The organism is Pseudarthrobacter cellobiosi (assembly GCF_023913755.1).
GTDB classification, from domain to species: Bacteria; Actinomycetota; Actinomycetes; order Actinomycetales; family Micrococcaceae; genus Arthrobacter; species Arthrobacter cellobiosi.
Window position 1 is genome coordinate 36,782 of record NZ_JAMXBJ010000039.1, and the last position, 20,380, is coordinate 57,161.

At 66.1% G+C, this 20,380-nt stretch carries 16 protein-coding genes and 1 tRNA gene; 11 read left to right on the forward strand and 6 right to left on the reverse strand.

The genetic code is table 11. The features are described 5' to 3' along the window. The first annotated feature begins 11 nt into the window (after positions 1 to 11). Both fdhD and NG696_RS07150 read left to right on the forward strand, forming a co-directional pair. Positions 12 to 947 carry a formate dehydrogenase accessory sulfurtransferase FdhD gene (gene fdhD / locus NG696_RS07145; protein WP_252574927.1) on the forward strand — a complete coding sequence of 312 codons (936 nt, stop codon included), beginning with the start codon at positions 12 to 14 and terminating at the stop codon, positions 945 to 947. Positions 948 to 1,085: 138 nt separating this feature from the next. After that, the gene (locus NG696_RS07150; protein ID WP_252564019.1) at positions 1,086 to 4,121 is read left to right on the forward strand and encodes an alpha-mannosidase; all 3,036 of its coding nucleotides are present in this window, start codon (positions 1,086 to 1,088) and stop codon (positions 4,119 to 4,121) included. A 291-nt stretch (positions 4,122 to 4,412) separates the two neighbouring features. On the opposite strand, the gene NG696_RS07155 is transcribed toward NG696_RS07150, so the two are convergent. Continuing rightward, positions 4,413 to 5,150 (reverse strand): hypothetical protein, encoded by a 738-nt coding sequence (locus tag NG696_RS07155; protein ID WP_252564017.1) that lies wholly within the window; start codon positions 5,148 to 5,150, stop codon positions 4,413 to 4,415. Next, positions 5,147 to 5,893: a hypothetical protein gene (locus NG696_RS07160; protein ID WP_252564014.1), complete on the reverse strand. Its 747-nt coding sequence runs from the start codon at positions 5,891 to 5,893 to the stop codon at positions 5,147 to 5,149. The genes NG696_RS07155 and NG696_RS07160 overlap by 4 nt, the downstream gene beginning before the upstream one ends. A gap of 252 nt (positions 5,894 to 6,145) precedes the next feature. Here NG696_RS07160 and NG696_RS07165 point away from each other — a divergent pair, with 252 nt between their 5' ends. Both NG696_RS07165 and NG696_RS07170 read left to right on the forward strand, forming a co-directional pair. Further along, positions 6,146 to 7,810: an ABC-F family ATP-binding cassette domain-containing protein gene (locus NG696_RS07165; protein ID WP_252564012.1), complete on the forward strand. Its 1,665-nt coding sequence runs from the start codon at positions 6,146 to 6,148 to the stop codon at positions 7,808 to 7,810. Beyond that, positions 7,807 to 9,720, forward strand: coding sequence for an ABC transporter ATP-binding protein (locus tag NG696_RS07170; protein WP_252564010.1), 1,914 nt, complete (start codon positions 7,807 to 7,809; stop codon positions 9,718 to 9,720). The genes NG696_RS07165 and NG696_RS07170 overlap by 4 nt, the downstream gene beginning before the upstream one ends. A 24-nt stretch (positions 9,721 to 9,744) precedes the next feature. Here the strand turns inward: NG696_RS07170 and NG696_RS07175 are convergent, their stop codons facing one another. The 3 genes from NG696_RS07175 to NG696_RS07185 form a co-directional block, all read right to left on the reverse strand. Then, complete coding sequence (locus NG696_RS07175; RefSeq protein WP_252564007.1) at positions 9,745 to 10,173, reverse strand: NUDIX hydrolase; 429 nt, start codon at positions 10,171 to 10,173, stop codon at positions 9,745 to 9,747. 23 nt (positions 10,174 to 10,196) lie between these two features. Next, positions 10,197 to 10,673, reverse strand: a complete 477-nt coding sequence (locus NG696_RS07180) for a DUF6314 family protein (RefSeq protein ID WP_252564004.1) — start codon at positions 10,671 to 10,673, stop codon at positions 10,197 to 10,199. 1 nt (position 10,674) lies between these two features. Beyond that, positions 10,675 to 10,747: transfer RNA gene (locus NG696_RS07185), tRNA-Arg, on the reverse strand. 83 nt (positions 10,748 to 10,830) lie between these two features. On the opposite strand from NG696_RS07185, the gene NG696_RS07190 reads away from it, so the two are divergent. Then, positions 10,831 to 11,598, forward strand: a complete 768-nt coding sequence (locus NG696_RS07190; RefSeq protein ID WP_252564001.1) for a DUF998 domain-containing protein — start codon at positions 10,831 to 10,833, stop codon at positions 11,596 to 11,598. A gap of 56 nt (positions 11,599 to 11,654) precedes the next feature. On the opposite strand, the gene NG696_RS07195 is transcribed toward NG696_RS07190, so the two are convergent. Next, on the reverse strand, positions 11,655 to 12,284 hold the full coding sequence (locus tag NG696_RS07195; protein ID WP_252563999.1) for a hypothetical protein: 630 nt from the start codon (positions 12,282 to 12,284) through the stop codon (positions 11,655 to 11,657). Between the two features lie 32 nt (positions 12,285 to 12,316). Between NG696_RS07195 and NG696_RS07200 the strand changes: the two genes are divergently transcribed. The 6 genes from NG696_RS07200 to sucD all read left to right on the forward strand — a co-directional run bounded on the left by NG696_RS07200 (position 12,317) and on the right by sucD (position 20,294). Then, positions 12,317 to 13,162 carry an inositol monophosphatase family protein gene (locus NG696_RS07200; protein ID WP_252563996.1) on the forward strand — a complete coding sequence of 282 codons (846 nt, stop codon included), beginning with the start codon at positions 12,317 to 12,319 and terminating at the stop codon, positions 13,160 to 13,162. A gap of 98 nt (positions 13,163 to 13,260) precedes the next feature. After that, positions 13,261 to 15,828, forward strand: coding sequence for a DNA helicase PcrA (gene pcrA / locus NG696_RS07205; RefSeq protein ID WP_252563994.1), 2,568 nt, complete (start codon positions 13,261 to 13,263; stop codon positions 15,826 to 15,828). Between the two features lie 132 nt (positions 15,829 to 15,960). Continuing rightward, positions 15,961 to 17,262, forward strand: a complete 1,302-nt coding sequence (locus NG696_RS07210) for a glycosyltransferase (protein WP_252563991.1) — start codon at positions 15,961 to 15,963, stop codon at positions 17,260 to 17,262. Positions 17,263 to 17,280: 18 nt separating this feature from the next. Continuing rightward, on the forward strand, positions 17,281 to 17,988 hold the full coding sequence (locus tag NG696_RS07215; RefSeq protein ID WP_252563988.1) for a hypothetical protein: 708 nt from the start codon (positions 17,281 to 17,283) through the stop codon (positions 17,986 to 17,988). 222 nt (positions 17,989 to 18,210) lie between these two features. Next, positions 18,211 to 19,380, forward strand: coding sequence for an ADP-forming succinate--CoA ligase subunit beta (sucC, locus tag NG696_RS07220; protein ID WP_252563985.1), 1,170 nt, complete (start codon positions 18,211 to 18,213; stop codon positions 19,378 to 19,380). A gap of 11 nt (positions 19,381 to 19,391) precedes the next feature. After that, positions 19,392 to 20,294: a succinate--CoA ligase subunit alpha gene (sucD, locus tag NG696_RS07225; protein WP_058929951.1), complete on the forward strand. Its 903-nt coding sequence runs from the start codon at positions 19,392 to 19,394 to the stop codon at positions 20,292 to 20,294. The last annotated feature ends 86 nt before the right edge of the window (positions 20,295 to 20,380 follow it).

Sequence of the window (20,380 nt, forward strand, 5' to 3'; positions counted from 1 at the left end):
GCGGTTCGCTGATGGGGCGGGTGACGCAGCGCCGCAAGGTGCACAAGTACGTTCTGGATGGCTCGCCGAATGCCCTTGAATTCCCGGTCCGCCACCGCGAGGACGTCCTTGCGGTCGAAGAGCCGCTGGAAATACGGATCGGGGCGCTGTCGTTTTCGGTGACCATGCGGACGCCCGGGGACGACTTCGACCTGGTGGCCGGCTTCCTGGTGTCCGAGGGGATCATCTGGGCTCCCGAGCAGCTGGTGTCGTTGCGGTTCTGCGCCGGCGAGGACGAAAACGGCGTCCAGACGTTCAACGTGGTGGAAGCCCAGCTGCGGCCCGACGTCGAACTCCCGGCGAAGGGACGAAACGTCTTCACCTCGAGTTCCTGCGGTATCTGCGGCACGGACTCGATCAAGGCAGTGCGCAAGTCCTCCCATTTCAGCCCGGCGGCGGATCCGTTGACCGTACCGGCCGACGTTTTGGCTTCCCTGCCCGGCCGGCTCCGAGAAGCCCAGGACGTTTTTGACGTCACCGGCGGAGTGCACGCCGCTGGCCTCTTCCGCATAACGGACGACGGCGGCGTACAGCTCTTGTGCCTCCGCGAGGATGTGGGACGCCACAACGCCGTGGACAAAGTGGTTGGCTGGGCCCTGCGGGAGCGGTTGCTTCCGCTGGCCGGGCTGGTCCTGCAGGTCTCGGGCCGCGCGTCGTTTGAACTCGTCCAGAAAGCCGCGTTGGCCGGCATTCCCGTGCTGGCGGCGGTGAGTGCGCCGTCGAGCCTGGCCGTGGAGCTGGCCGAGGCCAGCGGCATGACCCTGGCAGGATTCAGCCGGGGCACCAGCCTGAATATTTACGCCGGACAGGGCAGGATTACGCTGCCCGCCGCGCAGGTTCCCTCGCCGGTTCCCGCGACGGTTCCGGGCGAGGACCCGGCGGAGGAAAAAGCGAACGTACCGGGATAAAAACGGCGCCAGTACCTTCGGCGAAGATTTCCGGTGACGCTTGGCTATTGAGCTACTAGCCGGTAGATTTTATCCATCGATTGGACGCGTTTGGTCCGGATTCGAGTACTCCAGTTCAAGCACCTAAGAGGGTTTACATTGCATGACGACCGCCGGATCACCGAAGTCCGCCTGGACCGGTTTGTCCGCGAGCGGATCATTCCCGCCGTATACGCCCGCACCGTTCCGCTAAACCTGAGCAGCTGGGATGCGCCCGGCGAACCTGTGTCAGTGATGGAAGCCCTGCGGAATCACTTCGCGCCGCAGGAACAAGGTGCCGCCTGGGGCCAGCCGTGGGGCACCAAGTGGCTGCGCCTGCAGGGCGACGTCCCGGAGGCCTGGGGCACCGGCCCGGACACCGCGGTGGAAATCGTGGTGGACCTTGGCTTCATCAACGAAGCCCCCGGATTCCAGTGCGAGGGAATCGCCTGGCGCCCGGACGGCACCATCATCAAGGCCATTTCGCCCCGCAACCAGTACATTCCCCTGAAGCTCCTGGGCAGCGGTATGTCCGTTGACTTCTATGTTGAAGCGGCCGCCAACCCGGACATGGCGCAGGGCTGGACCTTCGCCGCCACACCCTACGGGGACAAGGCAACGGCAGGCACGGCGCCGCAGTACAGGCTGGGCAGGATCGCCATCGCCGAACTCAACCAGACGGTCTGGGAACTCCAGCAGGACATCTGGACCCTCGCCGGGCTCATGCACGAACTCCCCCCGGAGCAGCCGCGGCGCCATGAAATCCTCCGTGCGCTGGAGCGCATGATGGACCAGATGGATCCCGACGACGTCCCCGGCACCGCCGCAGCCGGGCGGGCAACCCTGGCCGAGGTCCTGGCCAGGCCCGCCTACGCTTCCGCCCACCAATTGGTGGCTACGGGCCACGCGCACATCGATTCGGCCTGGCTCTGGCCGGTGCGCGAAACCATCCGCAAATGTGCCCGGACGTTCTCCAACGTGGTGGCCCTGATGGATGAGGATCCGGGCTTTGTGTTCTCCTGCTCCTCAGCCCAGCAGCTGTCCTGGATGAAGGAGTTCTACCCCGAGCTTTTCGGCCGGATCCGGGAGAAGGCCAAGGCCGGGCAGTTCGTTCCGGTGGGCGGCATGTGGGTGGAGTCGGACACCAACATGCCCGGCGGCGAGGCAATGGCCCGGCAGTTCATTGAGGGCAAGAACTTCTTCCTCGACGAGTTCGGCGTCGAATGCCGCGAAGCCTGGCTCCCGGATTCCTTCGGCTACTCCGCGGCCCTGCCGCAGATCGTCAAGGCGGCGGGCAGCCGCTGGTTCCTCACGCAGAAGATCTCGTGGAACCAGGTCAACCGCATGCCGCACCATACCTTCAACTGGGAGGGCATCGACGGCACCCGGCTGTTCACGCACTTTCCGCCCGTTGACACCTACAACGCCGAGCTCAGCGGACGCGAACTGGCGCACGCCGAACGGAACTTCCGTGACCACGGCCGCGGCAACACCTCGCTCGTCCCGTTCGGCTACGGCGACGGCGGCGGCGGGCCCACGCGGGAAATGCTGGCTGCCGCCAGCCGCACCGCAGACCTTGAAGGTTCGCCCAGAGTCCGTGTGGGTTCTGCCGAGAGTTTCTTCACCCAGGCGGAGGAGGAATATTCCTCCCTGCCCGTCTGGGTGGGGGAGATGTACTTGGAACTCCACCGCGGCACGTACACCAGCCAGGCCCAGACCAAACGCGGCAACCGGCGCAGCGAACACCTGCTCCGCGAGGCCGAACTCTGGTGCGCCACCGCTGCCGTCCGCAGCGCCGGTTCCTTCGAGTACCCGGCGGCCGAGCTGAAGCGGCTCTGGCGGCTGGTGCTCCTGCAGCAGTTCCACGACATCCTGCCCGGCAGCGCCATCGCCTGGGTCCACCAGGACGCGGAACGTAACTACGCCGCCATCAGCGCCAGCCTCGAAACCCTCATTGGGCGGGCGGCGGCCGTGCTCCTCGGCGAGGGATCGCGGACCTTCCTGCTCAACGCCGCACCCCACGCGCGCAACGGCGTTCCGGCCCTGGCTGCCGCAGAACTTTCGCCGGCCGGCCAGCCCGTTCAGGCAATCGCCGTGAATGGCGGATATGTGCTGGACAACGGCATCATCCGGGCCGTCCTGGATGCCGATGGCCTGATTGCCTCCCTCACCGACTACGCCACGGGACGCGAAGCCATCGCTCCCGGCGCCCGCGGCAACCTGCTGGAACTGCACCGGGACACGCCCAACGAGTGGGACGCCTGGGACATCGACGAGTTCTACCGCCGCAACGTCATGGCCATCACGGTGGCGCAGGCCATCCGGGTGGAGCACACCGGAACAAGTGCCGTTGTGGTGGTGGACCGGGTTGCCGGCTCGTCACCGCTCACCCAGCGGATCACGCTGGATGCCGGCAGCGGCTCCCTCACCATCACCACCACCGTTGAATGGCAAGAGAGCGAGAAGCTGCTCAAGCTGGGCTTCCCGCTGGACGTCAGGGCGGACCGCTCCGCCTCGGAGACCCAGTTCGGCCATGTCTTCCGTCCCACCCACGTCAACACCTCGTGGGAGGCTGCGAAGTTCGAGATCTGCGCGCACCGCTGGATCCACGTGGCCGAGCCCGGCTATGGCGTCGCGATTTCCAACGCGGCCACCTACGGACACGATGTCACCAGGAGCGTGCGGGACTCCGACGGCGGGACCACCACCTCGGTGCGTCTCTCCCTGTTGCGCGCACCGAAGTTCCCGGACCCGACGGCGGACCGGGGCCGCCAGGAACTGACCGTGACCATCCGCCCCGGAGCCGGAATCGCCGAAGCTGTGGAGGAGGGGTACCGCACTAACCTTGAACCCCGGCTGGTGAAGGGCGCCCGCGGCGTGGAGTCGCTGTTCTCCGTGGACAACCCGGCCCTGGTCATCGAGGCGGTCAAGCTTGCCGAAGACGGCTCGGGCGATGTTGTGGTCCGTCTTTATGAGTCCCTGGGGCAGCGGTCCGCCGGCGTGCTCACGGCCAGCTTCCCGGTCACGGCCGTCCAGGCCACGGACCTGCTGGAGCGCGCCACCGACGCGCCGGGCGTCAACACTGCCGCAGCAGAGCAGTCGGTGGAGCTTTCGCTGCGCCCGTTCCAGCTGGTCACCCTGAGGTTCGCTCGGTAGCTTCCATAGTTCCACCCGGATCCGCTTACCACTCATCGACTGCTCCGTAGAGGCCGTTTTGAGGGCTCAAAAGGGCCGTTACGGAGCAATCGATGATGGTTGGCGTGACCTGGCCGTTAAATGGCTGAGTGGGGGCGGTCCCCAACGGCCCGCCACCACTCATCCCCCCAAAGAATGCAAAGACCCAACGGGCCCGGCGTCCAGGAATCTATCCCCGTTCGCGAACGCCGGCACCCAACTTCACACATTCATGATTGTGCCATGTCTAATGATTTTGTGAAAGTTTGAAGGCTACTTTGCAGTAGAAGTCTTTTGTCTCGGCTCATTCTGCCCGGACCGCAGCTTGGCTACCCAGATCAGCGCCAGCCCGATGACAAAACATAGGACGGCTGTGTAGTTGATGACAAATTCCACTGAACCCAACGCCGATGGGAGCACAGGGAACAACAGGCTCGCGCCAATGGCAACCGCTCCGAGGGCCAGCAGGAATGCCGCGACCCGGACCAAGAGCGGAAAAGTACTCCGGCAGGCCCGCGCCATGGCAGGCAGCAGGACCAGCGAAACGTACGCAGGGTAGGCGCGGCCTGCGGCACCGTAGTACTCAACCAGCAGTCCGTGCCGGGCGTCCTTGACTGACACCGAGCCCATGCCCGCGGAGGACCCCGCCGTGTCCATCATGAGGAACACAACCACCACCATCAGCGAGGTCAGGCCCAGCACAGCCAGTCCGATCCGTCCGGTCAGCAGCCGGTAGGCGTCGTCGGCCCCAAAGCCCCGGGTGACGCGGATGCCCACGAAGAAAATAGCGGCGAAGATGACAAAGCGGAGCAGGAGGTTGGCCACATTAACACCGCCGAGCGCCTGGTCGATGGCAAGGTACGGTGCCTGGATGCTGAGCAGAATGGCGAGCGTCATCAGCGCAAAGATGTAGAAGAGTATCCGATTCCTCCCCCTCACGGCACTGGGAACCCGCGCGACGGCCACCAGGCCGCAGACAGTCAGCGTGGACCACTGCAGGATTTCGATCATCCCAGGTTCTCCCAGATCTTTTCGGTTTTCTCGTGGTCATGTTCCTGCCGGCGGAGGGCCCTGCCGAGAGTCTGCAGCCGGTCACCGGCCAAGGTGGTCAGCTGTCCGTCGGACAGGCTGTCCAGGGCGGCCTGCCGGGCTCCGGGAGGCCAGCCGGCCTCAGCTTCCGTGACAAGCCCGGTGGCCACCAGGCCGCTGGCAGGGCCGACGCCGGCGGCAAGGGAGGTGGCAACCGCCAGCTCCGGAGCCAGCCGGTTTGCGGTCAGTTGTGCCGAATAGTTCTGAGGAGCGATTCCGGTGGCGGCGGAGACCCGGTGCCTCAGTTCGCCGTCGTCGATTGCCTCCACCCAGTTCTTGACCGAGGTGGCGTGCGGGGCCGGCTCCAACGCAGTCGAACCGGCCGGCGCGGCAGCCGCCGGCACGCCGCCCGGGTCCGCAGCGGAACGGGCCAAAACTGCCCGCAGGAGGTCCGGGGTGGAGATCTGGCTGACCAATTCGGACCTGGTGGGCGGGTGCGGGTCCGCGAGCTGGCTGTAGGCATCGAAGGCCGCCAGCGCCGAGACGGGGTTGACGTTGTACGCCCGGCTGATGCTCACCACTGTTGCCTCTGCCACCTTGCCCCGGACAAGCTGCTGGGCAAGGGTGGTCCGCTTGATGCCGGAGACGCGGCAGATGTCGGACGTGCTCGTGTTGGGGGCGATGCCGTGCAGCCAGCGCTGGAACGCTTTGGCAGGAATTGGCATATCGGCTCTCTGCTGAACGGATGATTGCCTTTTGATATTAGCCTGACCTCTCGGAGGCGGTTTGATGCGGCGTGCTGAGTCGACTATGCTTGATGGTCGAGCCCGTTGGTCCGTACACCCCCCAAGTCCGGACCGGCGGGCTCTTTAGTGCCCCGGCACTTCTCGGGGCGGCACATTGCGGATTCACCGCAGTTTCGGGCCGATTCAGGCGGGCTCCTCCGGCCGGGCGGCGGCGAGAGGATGGACCAACCTATGACTGCAACACTTGTTGCCAAAGATCTTTCCGGCGGCCACGACCACCGGACACTGTTCGACAAACTTTCCCTCACGGTGGCTCCCGGTGACGTGGTGGGTGTGGTGGGCTCCAACGGCGCCGGCAAGTCCACCCTGCTGCGCCTGCTTGCCGGCGTCGACCAGCCCCAGGGCGGCAGCGTCAGCCTCGCCCCCGCCGATGCCTTTGTGGGCTGGCTGCCCCAGGAACACGAGCGCGTCGAAGGCGAGACCGTGGCCGGCTACATCGGCCGCCGGACCGGCTGCGCCCAGGCGACCGTGGAGATGGAGTCCACCGCGGAGGCATTGGGATCCGGCGTACCGGGAGCTGATGACGCCTACTCGCTGGCCTTTGACCGCTGGATGGCTTCAGGTGCGGCAGACCTCGACGAACGCATCCCGCCCGTCCTTGCCGACCTCGGCCTGGACACCGGAGCGGACGCTCCCATGACCGGGCTCTCCGGCGGCCAGGCCGCCCGCGTGGCCCTCGCTGCGCTCCTGCTCAGCCGGTTCGATGTTGTGCTGCTGGACGAGCCAACCAACGACCTTGACCTGGCCGGGCTGGCCAAACTGGAAGCTTTCGTCCAGGGACTGCGCGGCGGTGTGGTGCTGGTGTCCCACGACCGCGAGTTCCTGGCCCGCTGCGTTACCACCATCGTGGAACTGGATCTGGCGCAGAATTCCGTGGCGGTATACGACGGCGGCTATGAGGCCTTCCTGGAGGAGCGCGCCGTGGCGCGGCGCCACGCGAGGGAAAAGTTCGAGGAGTTCGCGTCCACCAAGGCAGACCTGGTCTCCCGTGCCCGGACCCAGCGCGAGTGGAGCTCCCAGGGCGTGCGGAATGCCATGAAGAAGAGCCCCGACAATGACAAGATCCGCCGGGCCGCCAGCACCGAGTCATCGGAAAAGCAGGCCCAGAAGGTCCGGCAGATGGAATCCCGGATTGCCCGGCTGGACGTGGTGGAGGAGCCGCGGAAGGAATGGCAGCTGCAGTTCACCATTGGCCAGGCGCCCCGGTCCAGTGCGGTGGTGGCCACCTTGCGTGACGCCGTCGTGAAACAGGGAAGCTTCACGCTGGGCCCGGTGAACCTGCAGCTCAACGCGGGGGAGCGGATCGGCATCACCGGCCCCAACGGAGCCGGCAAGTCGACGCTGCTGCGCCTGCTCCTGGGCGTGCAGGCGCCCGACGCCGGCAACGCTGCCATGGGCGCCTCGGTGGCCATCGGCGAAATTGACCAGGCCCGCGGACTGCTGGCCGGCCATCTCACCCTTGCCGACGCCGTCGAAGCCGTGCTCACGGACCTGACAGCGGCGGAGGTCCGCACGCTGCTGGCCAAGTTCGGGCTGAAGGCGGACCACACCACCCGCCCCGTGGATTCCCTGTCACCGGGCGAACGCACCCGCGCCGCACTGGCGCTGCTGCAGGCCCGCGGGGTGAACCTGCTGGTCCTGGACGAACCCACCAACCACCTGGACCTGCCCGCCATCGAGCAGCTGGAAGAGGCGCTGGGAAGTTATGAGGGCGCTTTGCTGTTAGTAACCCATGACCGGAGGCTGCTCGAGAACGTGCGGCTGGATGTCCGGTGGAATGTGGACAACGGAACGGTAACTGAACTGATGGCAGACACAACGGAGCAACAGCGATGAGCATGGATGGCGTCGCCTGGCACTCCCTGTACAACATCTCCCGGGCCAAGAACGGCTCCCAGCCCTTCTCCAAGGCCACCCTGAAACGGGTCCTGGGCTTCGCCCGCCCGCACCGGACAAAACTGATCGCGTTTGTGGCGCTGTCCATTGTGATGGCGTTCCTTGCCGTGGCCACGCCTGTTTTGGCCGGCCAGGTGGTTGATGCCATCGTGGCCAAGGCGGGTACAGACGACGTGATCCGGCTGGCGCTGCTGATCGCCGTGGTGGCCGTTGCCGAAGCCGGACTGGGGCTCGTGAGCCGCTGGCTGTCCTCCACCATCGGCGAAGGCGTGATCGTGGACCTGCGCACCAGAGTCTTTGACCATGTGCAGAAGATGCCCATCGCATTCTTCACCCGTACCCGCACCGGCGCACTGGTCAGCCGCCTGAACAACGACGTCATCGGAGCGCAGTCCGCCTTCGCCGGCACGCTGTCCGGCGTGGTCAGCAACGTGGTGGCACTGATCCTGACGCTGATCGTAATGCTCGGGACTTCCTGGCAGGTCACCGTGCTCGCCATGATCCTGCTGCCGATCTTCCTGATCCCTGCCCGCCGGATGGGCTCCAAGCTTGCGGACCTGCGGCGTGAGGCGGCAAACCACAACGCGGCCATGGGCACCCAGATGACCGAGCGCTTCTCCGCTCCGGGCGCCACGCTGGTGAAGCTTTTCGGCCGCCCGGACGAGGAATCCCGCGAGTTCGCTGTCCGGGCCGGCCGGGTCCGTGACATCGGCGTCCGCACGGCCATGCTGCAGTTCACCTTCGTCACCGCGCTGACGCTGGTATCCGCACTCGCCCTGGCCCTGGTCTACGGCCTGGGTGGCTGGCTGGCCATCGGCGGTCAGCTCGCCGCGGGCGACGTCGTGGTGCTGGCCCTGCTGCTGACCCGCCTGTACGCCCCGCTCACCGCCCTGTCCAACGCCCGCGTGGAAATCATGAGCGCGCTGGTCAGCTTCGAGCGGGTTTTCGAGATCCTGGACCTCAAGCCCCTGATCCAGCAGAAGCCCGACGCCGTGGCCATCCCGCCGGGAAACGTTTCGGTGGAGTTTGACGACGTTCGCTTCGCCTACCCCTCGGCGGACAAGGTCTCGCTGGCCTCGCTCGAGGAAGTGTCCACGCTGGACACCCGCGGCGGCGAAGAGGTGCTGCATGGCATCAGTTTCCGGGTGGAACCCGGGCAGACCGTCGCCCTGGTGGGTTCCTCCGGTGCCGGAAAGTCCACTATCGCGCAGCTGCTTTCCCGGCTGTACGACGTCGATTCCGGCGCCGTGCGGCTCGGCGGCACCCTGCCGGGCTCGGGGCTGGACGTCCGGGACGCCACGTTCGATTCCCTGCGGGACACGCTGGGTATGGTCACCCAGGACGGGCACCTGTTCCACGAGTCGATCGCTTCCAACCTCCGGCTCGCCCGGCCGGACGCCACCGAGGAGGACATGTGGGACGCCATCCGGCAGGCCCGCCTGGAAACCATGATCCGCTCCCTGCCTGACGGCCTGGACACCGTGGTCGGGGAGCGCGGCTACCGGCTCTCCGGCGGTGAACGCCAGCGCCTCACCATCGCACGGCTGCTGATCTCCCAGCCCCGGGTGGTCATCCTGGACGAGGCCACCGCCGCGCTGGATTCCACGAACGAAGCCGCCGTGCAGGCGGCTCTGGGCGCCGCGCTCGAGGGGCGCACCGCCGTCGTGATTGCCCACCGGCTGTCCACCATCCGGGCCGCCGACGTCATCCTGGTAGTGGAGGACGGGCAGATCGTGGAGCGCGGGAACCACACTGATCTGCTCGCGGCCGAGGGCCGGTACGCCGAGCTCTACCAGACGCAGTTCGCCGAGGCCACGGCCGTGGCAGCGGAAGCCGTTCCGGAGTACTAGAGCTAAGCCTTCCCCAACTGCTACCTACTTGGGGCCGGGGCGCAGGGTGGCCAGTTCGGGCAGGATGTGGTCTGTCAGGAGCGGGGCGAGGTCTGCGGGCAGCGGCGCGCCCCGGTCCAGCGCCGCCAGGTCCAGCCAGCGGATCTCGGCGATCTCAGCCGAGGGGTGCGCCGTCCAGGTTCCGGGTGCCGTAAACACCGTGGCCTCGATGTCCGTGGCGGCCTCGTTGGCGGCGTCCGCGATCCAGACGCCCATCAGCTCCAGCTCGCGCGGATCCACCACGATTCCCACTTCCTCCTGAAGTTCCCGCGCGGCGGCGTGGACGGCGGTTTCGCCGGCTTCGGGCTTGCCTCCCGGGTGCATAAACATGCTGGTGCCGCGCTTGCGGACGGTCAGGAGCCGGCCGGCGTCATCGAAGACACAGACGGCGGAGACAACAATGCGGGATTTCACGGTTCCGAGCCTAGCGTGCCGCTTCAGACTTGCCGCTTCAGGGCCGACGTCAGCAGCAGGTCCTTGCGCGGGCCGGTCACATCCCAGGTGTAGCTGAACGTGTCCGGGTCCGCATAGGTGTAGGCCACGCGGTAAATATCGGGATCGCACCAGTGCTGGTCCAGGTTGGCTTCCGGCGTGAAGCTCATCCGGTGGAAGGGCCGCCCGTCGGCAAAATACACGTCCAGGGCGTCGGGCCGGTCGGCGGGTTTCAGGACGTATTCGCGGGAGGCGGGGCCGGTAAAGTTGGGCCAGCGCATGGTGCCTTCTTCACGGAAGGCCAGGCCGCCGTCGTCCGCGGGGGAAAAGCGTACGACGCCGGAAAAGGTTCCGCGGGTGCCGGCCGCCCGGTCCACCAGTTGCCGTTCAACGGCCCAGCTTCCCTCAACGGACAAGTTCCCGGCCGGCGAGGGGCCGAGCAGGTAGGCGCGGAGGTCGAACTCCGGTGAAGGAAGATTCAAGTGCCCTCGATTGGAATCGAACCAACGACACCGGCTTTAGGAGAGCCGTGCTCTATCCACTGAGCTACGAGGGCGCATGTCCGCTGTTCCGGCAGGGCCGGTCCGTCCGGACACGGATACAAGCATACAAGGTGGTGGGCCGTACTACGCTCTTGGCATGAGATCAGCCCCGACGTCCGCCCCCGCCGTGGCATTCCTCCCGGACACCGCCTCCACCCGCCAGTACATCGGCGCCTGGTCCGTCCTGAGCGTCCTGCAGTATTTTGTGGCGGAAGCGGCCGTGATCGGCGCCTGGGGCGGGCCGCAGCCCTACGACCGCCGGACCGGATACATCAGCGACCTCGGCGCGCTTCACTGCGGGATCTACGACGGACGGGATGTGTGTTCGCCGCTGCATTGGCTGATGAACGCCTCGTTTGTGGTCCAGGGGCTGGGCATGCTGGTCGGTGCGCTGCTGCTGGGTTCGGGGCTGCTCTGTGTCGCCGCCCGGGCAGGGGCCCGGGTCCAGCCGGGGCGCCGGAAACCCTGGCAGGCGGCGGTCGCCGTGCGGGTCCTGACCGGTACTGCCGGTGCGGGGACCATGATCGTGGGCCTGGTGCCGGAGGACGTCGGCTCCGGCTGGCATTTCGTCGGCGCGTTGATGTACTTCCTTGCCGGCGCGCTGGCGTTGGTGCTGCTCGGGGCGTTATGGCTGCGGCAGACTCCGCTGGGGTGGTTCGTGCTGGTGTGCGGGCTGGTGTCCCTCGCCGCGCTGGTCACAGGCGGGCTGACAGGCCTGGATGTTCCGGAGCCGGGCACCCTGGAGCGGCTGATGGGTTATCCGGTCACCGTGGGCGTGGCAGCGGCGGGCCTGGTGATCGCCCAGCGTATGCACCGGCACCGCAGGGAGGGGCGCGCTACCGTCACCATATCGATTGCTCCGTAAGCGCCGTTTAGGGGCTCAAAAGGGCCGTTACGGAGCAACCGATGAGGTGGAGTGAGTCAGTTGGCCGTTTTTGCGGGCTTTTTGCGCAGGAACACTGCCGCTGCCCCGGCCAGCAGGCTGAGGACGAACAGTACCCACCCCGCAACGGTGAGCGTGGACGCCAAGGCGACCTGGCCGGCGTCGGCCGTTTCCGAAGCCAGTGCGGCATCGATGGCGACATTGCCCCACAGCCGGACCACCACAAACAGCAGCGGCACCGCCCAGAGTGCCCAGCGGAGGGTCTTCTTGGCGACGTTGGTCCCGATCAGCAGCAGCCAGGTGAAGCCGAAAATGAGCGGGAACAGGGTGCCTGCGGTCTTGTGGACGTAGTTGAGCTGGCCGCGGGCGTCGTTGTCCATGGCGGCGTTCAATTGGCCAACGTAGCCGGCGTCAAAACCTCCCACGAGCGAGTCCGGCATGGCCAGGCCGCCGGAGAGCTGGGTGAGCTGCTGGAGCGTGAGCAGGTGGACGTACCAGAACAGGAAAAGGCTGACAACGACGCCCGCGATGAGGATCAGGTTGGTGTTGTTCTGGGCCTTCTGCGGCGAACGGCTGGTGGTGGGGTTGATGACCGGCGGAAGGCTGTGCTGCGGAACAGTCGCCTTCGTGCCGTGCTTTTTGATCCGCTGCGCTGGGGTTTTGGCCATGGCACCATTATCCCGCCACCTAAACTGGGTCCATGACCACTGGCCGGCACAGCGCCCTTGAACTTGACCCCGCCCTGGACGACTATCAGCTGGCATCCGCATTGGTGCGCGAAGCCGGGCAACTGGCGCTCCTGATGCGCATGGCCGGGCTCCAGTCGCAGCAGAAAACCTCCATCTCCGACGTGGTGACCGCCGCGGACCACGCTGCGGAAGCCTACGTGCTGGGTCAGTTGCAGCGCTGCCGGCCGGAGGATGGCATCGTGGGCGAAGAGGGCGCCGCGGTGGCCGGCACCAGCGGCCGCACCTGGGTGATCGACCCCGTGGACGGCACCTACAACTTCCTGCACGGATCTACGTACTGGTGCTCGGCCCTCGCGCTGAAGGACTCGTCCGATGTGCTGCTCGGCGCGATTTTCCAGCCCGAGGAGGACAAACTCTGGCTCGGCGGCACGGCCCACGCGGCCACGCTGAATGGCGAAGTGCTGACCGCCTACCGGGACACGGGCGCTGTTCAGGACGGCGGGACGCGCAACGCAACCGCGCTCGCCGAACTCGGCGCAGCCACCTACATCCACCCCACCTGGCTCATGGATCCGCTCTGCGCCATGCCTTGGCACGCTGCGGCCACCTCCGCCGCGGCGCTGCGGATGTTCGGGTCCGGGTCCTGCGACCTGGGCAGGGTGGCCGATGGCCAGCTGGGATGCTGGTTCCAGCACAGCTGCCCGGAATGGGACTGGCTGCCCGGCAAGGCGATCGTCCGGGCCGCCGGCGGCGCCACGGACACGGCCCGGATCAACGGCCTGGACTGGTTTATGGCGGGAGGCACGACGGCGGTGCGGGAGTTGCGTGCGGCCCTTGAGTCGGGCTCGGTGGCCTGAGTCCGGGCCGGCCTTTGCGTGCTTCCGGGGTTGGGGTGGCGGTGTTATCCACAGGCTGGACCTAACTGTCAGTCCCACCGCCTAGACTTGTAGGCACCATGGATATGTTGTTTGACCCGTACTCTGACGGACCGTTCAAGGCCGCCGCGCCAGCCTCCGCCCGCACCAAGTCGCGCCCGGAAGGCCTTGCCGCGGCCGCCGAATTCGGTGGCGGCGGGCCGGGCGGCGGGTCCGAACACGCAGCAGAACAGGGCGCCCAGCGCACGGGCGGCTGGGCCAACCAGCAGCCCTCGCATGACGGCAACGGCGAGCCGGCCCACCACCGGCCGAATGCCGAGGAACTCCTTCAGGGGCTTAACCCGCAGCAGGAGGAGGCCGTTAAGCATGCCGGCGGCGCCCTGCTGATCGTGGCCGGCGCCGGCTCGGGAAAGACCCGCGTCCTCAGCAACCGGATCGCGTACCTCATTGCCACGCACCGCGCGCATCACGGTGAGATCCTGGCCATCACGTTCACCAACAAGGCGGCCGCCGAGATGCGGGAGCGCATCGCGGCGCTCGTGGGTGGACGGGCCAAGATCATGTGGATCTCCACGTTCCACTCTTCCTGCGTGCGTATCCTGCGCCAGGAGGCCGCCAACGTCGGCCGGAAGTCGAACTTCTCCATCTACGACTCCGCGGACTCGCTGCGGCTGGTCATCCAGGTCTCCAAGAGCCTGGACCTGGACCCCAAGAAGTTCGCGCCCAAGGCCATCCAGCACAAGATCTCCGCGCTCAAGAACGAGCTCATCGACGCCGATTCCTACGCGTCCTCCGCGAACTACAACGATCCCTTCGAGTCCGCCGTGGCTGACGTCTTCAAGGGCTACACCCAGCGGCTGCGCCAGGCCAACGCCATGGACTTCGATGACCTCATCGCCGAGACGGTCTACATGTTCCGTGCCTTCCCGGCGCTGGCCGATTCCTACCGGCGGCGTTTCCGGCACGTCCTCGTGGACGAATACCAGGACACCAACCACGCCCAGTACGCCCTGGTCCGCGAGATTGTGGGTGAAGGCCCCGGTGCGTCCGAACTCACTGTCGTGGGCGACTCCGACCAGTCCATCTACGCCTTCCGCGGTGCCGACATCCGCAACATCGTGGAGTTCGAAAAGGACTACCCGGACGCCCGCACCATCAAACTGGAGCAGAACTACCGTTCCACGCAGAACATCCTCAGCGCGGCCAACTCCGTGATCTCACGCAACCCTAACCGCCCCGACAAGCGGCTGTGGACCGCCGAGGGCGAGGGCCATAAGATCGTCGGCTATGTGGGCGAGAACGAGCACGCCGAGGCCCAGTTCATTGCCAAGGAGATTGACCGGCTCCAGGACGAGGACAACCTCCGCCCCGGTGATGTCGCCATTTTCTACCGCACCAACGCGCAGTCCCGTTCCATTGAGGACGTGCTGGTCCGGGTAGGCCTGCCTTACAAGGTGGTGGGCGGCACCCGCTTCTACGACCGCAAGGAAATCAAGGACGCCCTCGCGTACCTCCGGGTTCTGGTGAACCCGGACGACGACGTCAACCTGCGCCGGGTGCTCAACGAACCCAAGCGCGGCATTGGTGACCGCGCCGAAGGTGCCGTGGCCGCACTGGCCGAGCGCGAACGGATGTCGTTCATGGCCGCCGCCCGGCGGGCTGAAGAAGCTCCCGGCATGGCCACCCGTTCCGTCAACGCCGTCCTCGGGTTTGTGAAACTGCTGGACGACCTCGCAGAGGTTGCCTCCGGTTCAGGCGCCGCCGCCGCGCTGGAGGCCGTCCTGGAACAGACCGGCTACCTCGCCGGGCTGCGTTCCAGCACTGATCCACAGGACGAGTCCCGCGTGGAGAACCTGGCGGAACTCGTCGCCGTCGTACGTGAATACGAACAGGAGAACCCGGAAGGGTCCCTGGGCGCGTTCCTGGAACAGGTGTCCCTGGTGGCTGATGCGGACCAGATCCCGGACGCGCCGGGGGCGGACATCGACGCCGCCGTGGCCGAAGCCAAACGCCTGGGGGTGGTCACGCTCATGACCCTCCACACCGCCAAGGGGCTCGAATTTCCGGTGGTGTTCCTGACCGGTATGGAACACGGGCTGTTCCCGCACCAGCGCTCGGCCACGGACCCCAAGGAACTCGCCGAGGAACGCCGGCTGGCCTACGTGGGCCTGACCCGCGCGCGCAAGCGCCTCTATGTCACCCGGTCCGAAGTCCGCAGCATGTGGGGCCAAAGCCAGTACAACCCGGCCAGCCAGTTCCTCGAGGAAATTCCGGCCGAGCTGCTGGACTGGAAACGCGAAGGCACCAGCCGGCAGTCCGGCGGGTGGGGGAGCAGCAGCGCGTCGATCGGTTCCAGCCGTTACGGCGGATCCTTCTGGGGCGCCGGCACGTCCCGCGGCGCGGCCGCCGATTCGTCGGCGGGCTTCAACGCGGACATTCCCGCAGCCATCGCCAAGAACCGCGTCCAGCCGCAGAAGGAGATTGTGGCCGTCAGTGTGGGCGACAAGGTCAACCACACCAGCTTCGGCAACGGCACGGTGCTGGCGCTGGAAGGCGCGGGGGACAAGACGGTGGCCAAGGTGAAGTTCGACGTCGGCGAGAAGCGTCTCCTGCTCCGGTACGCGCCGCTCACAAAGCTCGACGCCTGACCACGCCTGCCCTTGTCCGGGTACCCCGGCTGGCTTAAAGTTCAGGAACGCGCGGTACCCGGGAAACAGCCGGTAGCCGGGGAACCGGTGAAGCGCAGGCCACTTGAGCACAGCAGATTCGGGGGCGCCACCGTGAAGATCCTGTTCGCCAGCCAGGCCATTGACGGCCATTTCAACCCCATGACGGGCGTGGCGATGCGGCTCAAGGACCGCGGCCACGAGGTGGCTTGGTACACGGGTCCGGTCTATGCGGACAGGCTCGGCGGCATGGGAATCCAGCACTTCCCCTTCCGCAGGGCCATCGAGCACCGCGCGGATAACCTCAATGAGCTCTATCCGGAGCGGGCCAAGCTCAAGGGCCCACGGGCCATCGGCTTCGACGGCGAGAAGATTTTCGCCAGCAACGTCAGCCACTTCTTCGAGGACATCCGCGAGGTCGCGCAGCAGAATCCCTTCGACGTTCTTGTGGCTGACAGTTCCATGTTCATTCACCGGCTCGTCTCCCACTTGATGGGCAAGCCGGTGGTGAATTTTGTTGCGATCCCCAACATGGAAAGCGACCCGCAGGTGCCGCCGCTTTTCTTCGGGTTCCGGCCGCCCCGCAATCCCGTGGAGAAAGCGGTCCAGGGCCTGGCGGGCCTGCTGTCCGACAAGGTCATCCTTCGGCCGGCCAGTCAAAGCTACCGCCGGCAGCATGCCGCCTACGGCCAGGCTGTTCCGCGGGGAGGTCGGCTGGCGGACGAACCTTATCGGTGCTCGGACGCCATTATCCAGACCGGCACGGAATCCCTCGATTTCCCGCGGCGCCGGGTCAACGCCAAAGTGCACTACGTCGGGGCGCTCCTGCCATACCGGGCGGCTGGGCAGGCGCCCGCCGGTCCTGGTGGGGGCGGCGGCTTTCCCCGGTCCTATCCCGCAACACTCGTTGTCACCCAGGGAACTGTGGACAACGTGGACCAGGACAAACTCATCGTTCCGTCGCTTGAGGCGGTCAAGGACATGGATGCGTTGGTCATCGTGGCAACCGGCGGGCACGGCACCGAAGAGTTGAAGGCCCGGTACGCGCAGCCCAACGTGGTGGTCCGGGACTACGTGGACTTCGCGGAGGTCTTTGACTTCACGGATGTCTTAATCACCAACGGCGGATTTGGCGGTGTGCAGCTGAGCCTGTCCAAGGGGGTTCCCTTGGTGGTTTCGGGCATCAACGAGGGCAAAAGTGACGTCAACGCCCGGGTGGAACACGCCGGCGTCGGCATTAACCTCAGGACAGAGTCACCCAAGCCCGCCGACATAGCCGCTGCAGTTCGAAAGGTCCTGGCGGATCCCGGCTGGAAATCCCGCGCCCGGACGATGCAGGAGCAGTTCGACCGTGAGGATCCCGCCGAAGCTGCTGCCGCCGTCGTAGAGGCCGCGGGCAGGCGTACGCCGGGCTGAGGCCGCTACCGGGGCATAATGGGTGCCATGCGACGGACTGTATTGGGGATCCTGGCCGCCTTCTTCCTGCTGGCGGGCACTGCCTGCAGCATCACCACCGAGGACCCGGGCTATGTGGCCCCGCCGCCGCTGCCGGCCATGGAACAACTCGAACAGGCGGCCGTGGCGGACCCCGCCGCGTTCAGGGCCAGCGGGGACGTGCTGTCCTTCATCACGGAGGACCGGAACATTGTGTGTTCCCTGACGTCGGCGCGCGGGGAACACCTTAACCTCCCGTATGAGTCGAACAGCTTCAGCGATGCAGCCAACAACAAGCTCGCCACCGTCCCCGTGGCGCATTGCGAGCTTGCCGGTTATCCCAAGCCTGCTGCGGGCGACGTCAAGGACGACTGTGCCGGCACCGGCCTGGGCTATCTGGGCGGAACGGCGCTGCTCACCCCGGACAAGGCAACGTACGGGGAGTGCCGTTCCGGCGTCACACAAATGGAGGCAGCCTACGGACCCAAAGGAAACAAGAGCGGCCCGCTGACGGAACTGCGGGTCCTCGCCGAGGGCCAGAACCTGGAACGGAACGGGCTGCGCTGTTCGGCCCATAACGGCGGCGTGGCGTGCGGAAACGTCTCGGCCGGCGTCGGATTCTTTGTGGCCCAGGGCCGCTACGAACTTATTTCCAAGGACGCGGCAACAGCCTCCCCGGCACCCGTGGAGGCCTCAAAAACCCCGTAATCTAGGCGTTTTTCTACGCTCCATAGAATAGTGTCGTTACTCACATAAGCGGTAGTGTGGAACGGGCCGGTCCTCTGAGAGGGCTAGAGTTCCGAATGGAGCATTGCGCTGTGGGGCCCGTTTCCGGACGGGTCGCAGGTGCAGGCAATCCGCAGCCCGGTCATCGTCTTCGGCGGTGCCCGACTGTACAGAAACTACTTCGACGTAGAAGGACACTAAACCGTGGACCTGTTTGAATACCAGGCGCGCGATATGTTCGAGGCGCACGGTGTACCCGTGCTTGCCGGCATCGTGGCGTACACCCCAGAAGAAGCAAAGGCAGCTGCCGAGAAAATCGGCGGCGTAACTGTCGTTAAGGCCCAGGTTAAGGCCGGTGGCCGCGGTAAGGCTGGCGGCGTCAAGGTTGCCAAGACCGCCGATGAGGCGTTTGAGCACTCCACCAACATCCTGGGCATGGACATCAAGGGCCACACCGTCAACAAGGTGATGATTGCCCAAGGTGCCGACATTGCCGAGGAGTACTACTTCTCCGTCCTGCTGGACCGGGCCAACCGCAACTACCTGGCCATGTGCTCGGTAGAAGGCGGCATGGAAATCGAACAGCTCGCCGTCGAACGCCCTGAGGCGCTCGCCAAGATCGCCATCGACCCCGCTGTGGGCATCGACCAGGCCAAGGCTGACGAAATCGTCGCAGCTGCAGGCTTCGATGAGGAACTGCGCGGCAAGGTCGCCGCCGTGATCCTCAAGCTCTGGGACGTCTTCAAGAAGGAAGACGCCACCCTCGTTGAGGTCAACCCGCTCGTCAAGACCGGCGCCGGCGACATCGTGGCACTGGACGGCAAGGTCTCCCTCGACGAGAACGCCGACTTCCGCCACGCCAAGCACGCCCTCCTTGAAGACAAGGACGCTGCAGATCCGCTCGAGGCCAAGGCCAAGGCGCAGGACCTGAACTACGTCAAGCTGGACGGCTCCGTGGGCATCATCGGCAACGGTGCAGGCCTGGTCATGTCCACCCTGGACGTTGTTGCCTACGCCGGTGAAAACCACGGCAACGTCAAGCCCGCCAACTTCCTGGACATCGGCGGTGGAGCTTCCGCCGAGATCATGGCTGCCGGCCTCGACGTCATCCTGGGCGACCCGCAGGTCAAGTCCGTGTTCGTGAACGTCTTCGGTGGCATCACCGCGTGTGACGCCGTCGCCAAGGGCATCGTTGGTGCGCTGGCCGAGCTGGGCCACTCCGCGAACAAGCCGCTGGTAGTCCGCCTCGACGGCAACAACGTTGAGGAAGGCCGCCGCATCCTGGCCGAGGCCAACCACCCGCTGGTTACCCTGGCCGCCACCATGGACGAGGGCGCCGACAAGGCCGCCGAGCTCGCCAACGCAGCTAAGTAAAGGGACGCACCATGTCTATCTATCTGAACAAGGACTCCAAGGTCATCGTCCAGGGCATCACCGGCGGCGAAGGCACCAAGCACACCGCCCTGATGCTGAAGGCCGGCACCAACATTGTTGGTGGCGTCAACGCCCGTAAGGCCGGCACCACGGTCCTGCACGGCGACACCGAGATCACCGTTTTTGGCACCGTCAAGGAAGCCATGGCTGAAACCGGCGCCGACGTCTCCATCGTCTTCGTCCCGCCGGCATTCACCAAGAACGCCGTGGTTGAGGCCATCGAGGCAGGCATCGGCCTGGTCGTCGTCATCACCGAAGGCGTGCCGGTCCAGGATTCCGCCGAGTTCTGGGCACTGGCCCAGTCCACGGTTGACGCCGACGGCAAGCAGGTCACCCGCATCATCGGCCCGAACTGCCCCGGCATCATCACGCCGGGCGAAGCGCTGGTTGGCATCACGCCGGCCAACATCACGGGCAAGGGCCCCATCGGCCTGGTTTCCAAGTCCGGAACCCTGACCTACCAGATGATGTACGAACTGCGCGACCTGGGCTTCTCCACCGCCATCGGCATCGGCGGCGACCCCGTCATCGGCACCACGCACATCGACGCCCTGGCCGCGTTCGAAGCTGACCCCGAGACCAAGGCGATCGTGATGATCGGCGAAATCGGTGGCGACGCTGAAGAGCGTGCTGCCGACTACATCAAGGCACACGTCACCAAGCCGGTTGTTGGCTACGTTGCCGGCTTCACCGCTCCCGAAGGCAAGACCATGGGCCATGCCGGCGCCATCGTCTCCGGTTCCGCTGGAACCGCCCAGGCCAAGAAGGAAGCCCTCGAGGCTGCCGGCGTGAAGGTCGGCAAAACGCCGTCCGAGACCGCCAAGCTGCTGCGCGAAGTTTTCGCAACGCTCTAGCACCGTTTGTAGAAATAACAACGGCGGCTGCCCACCTTCTTGAAGCGAAGGTGGGCAGCCGCCGTTGAACTTTAAGCGGAAATCAA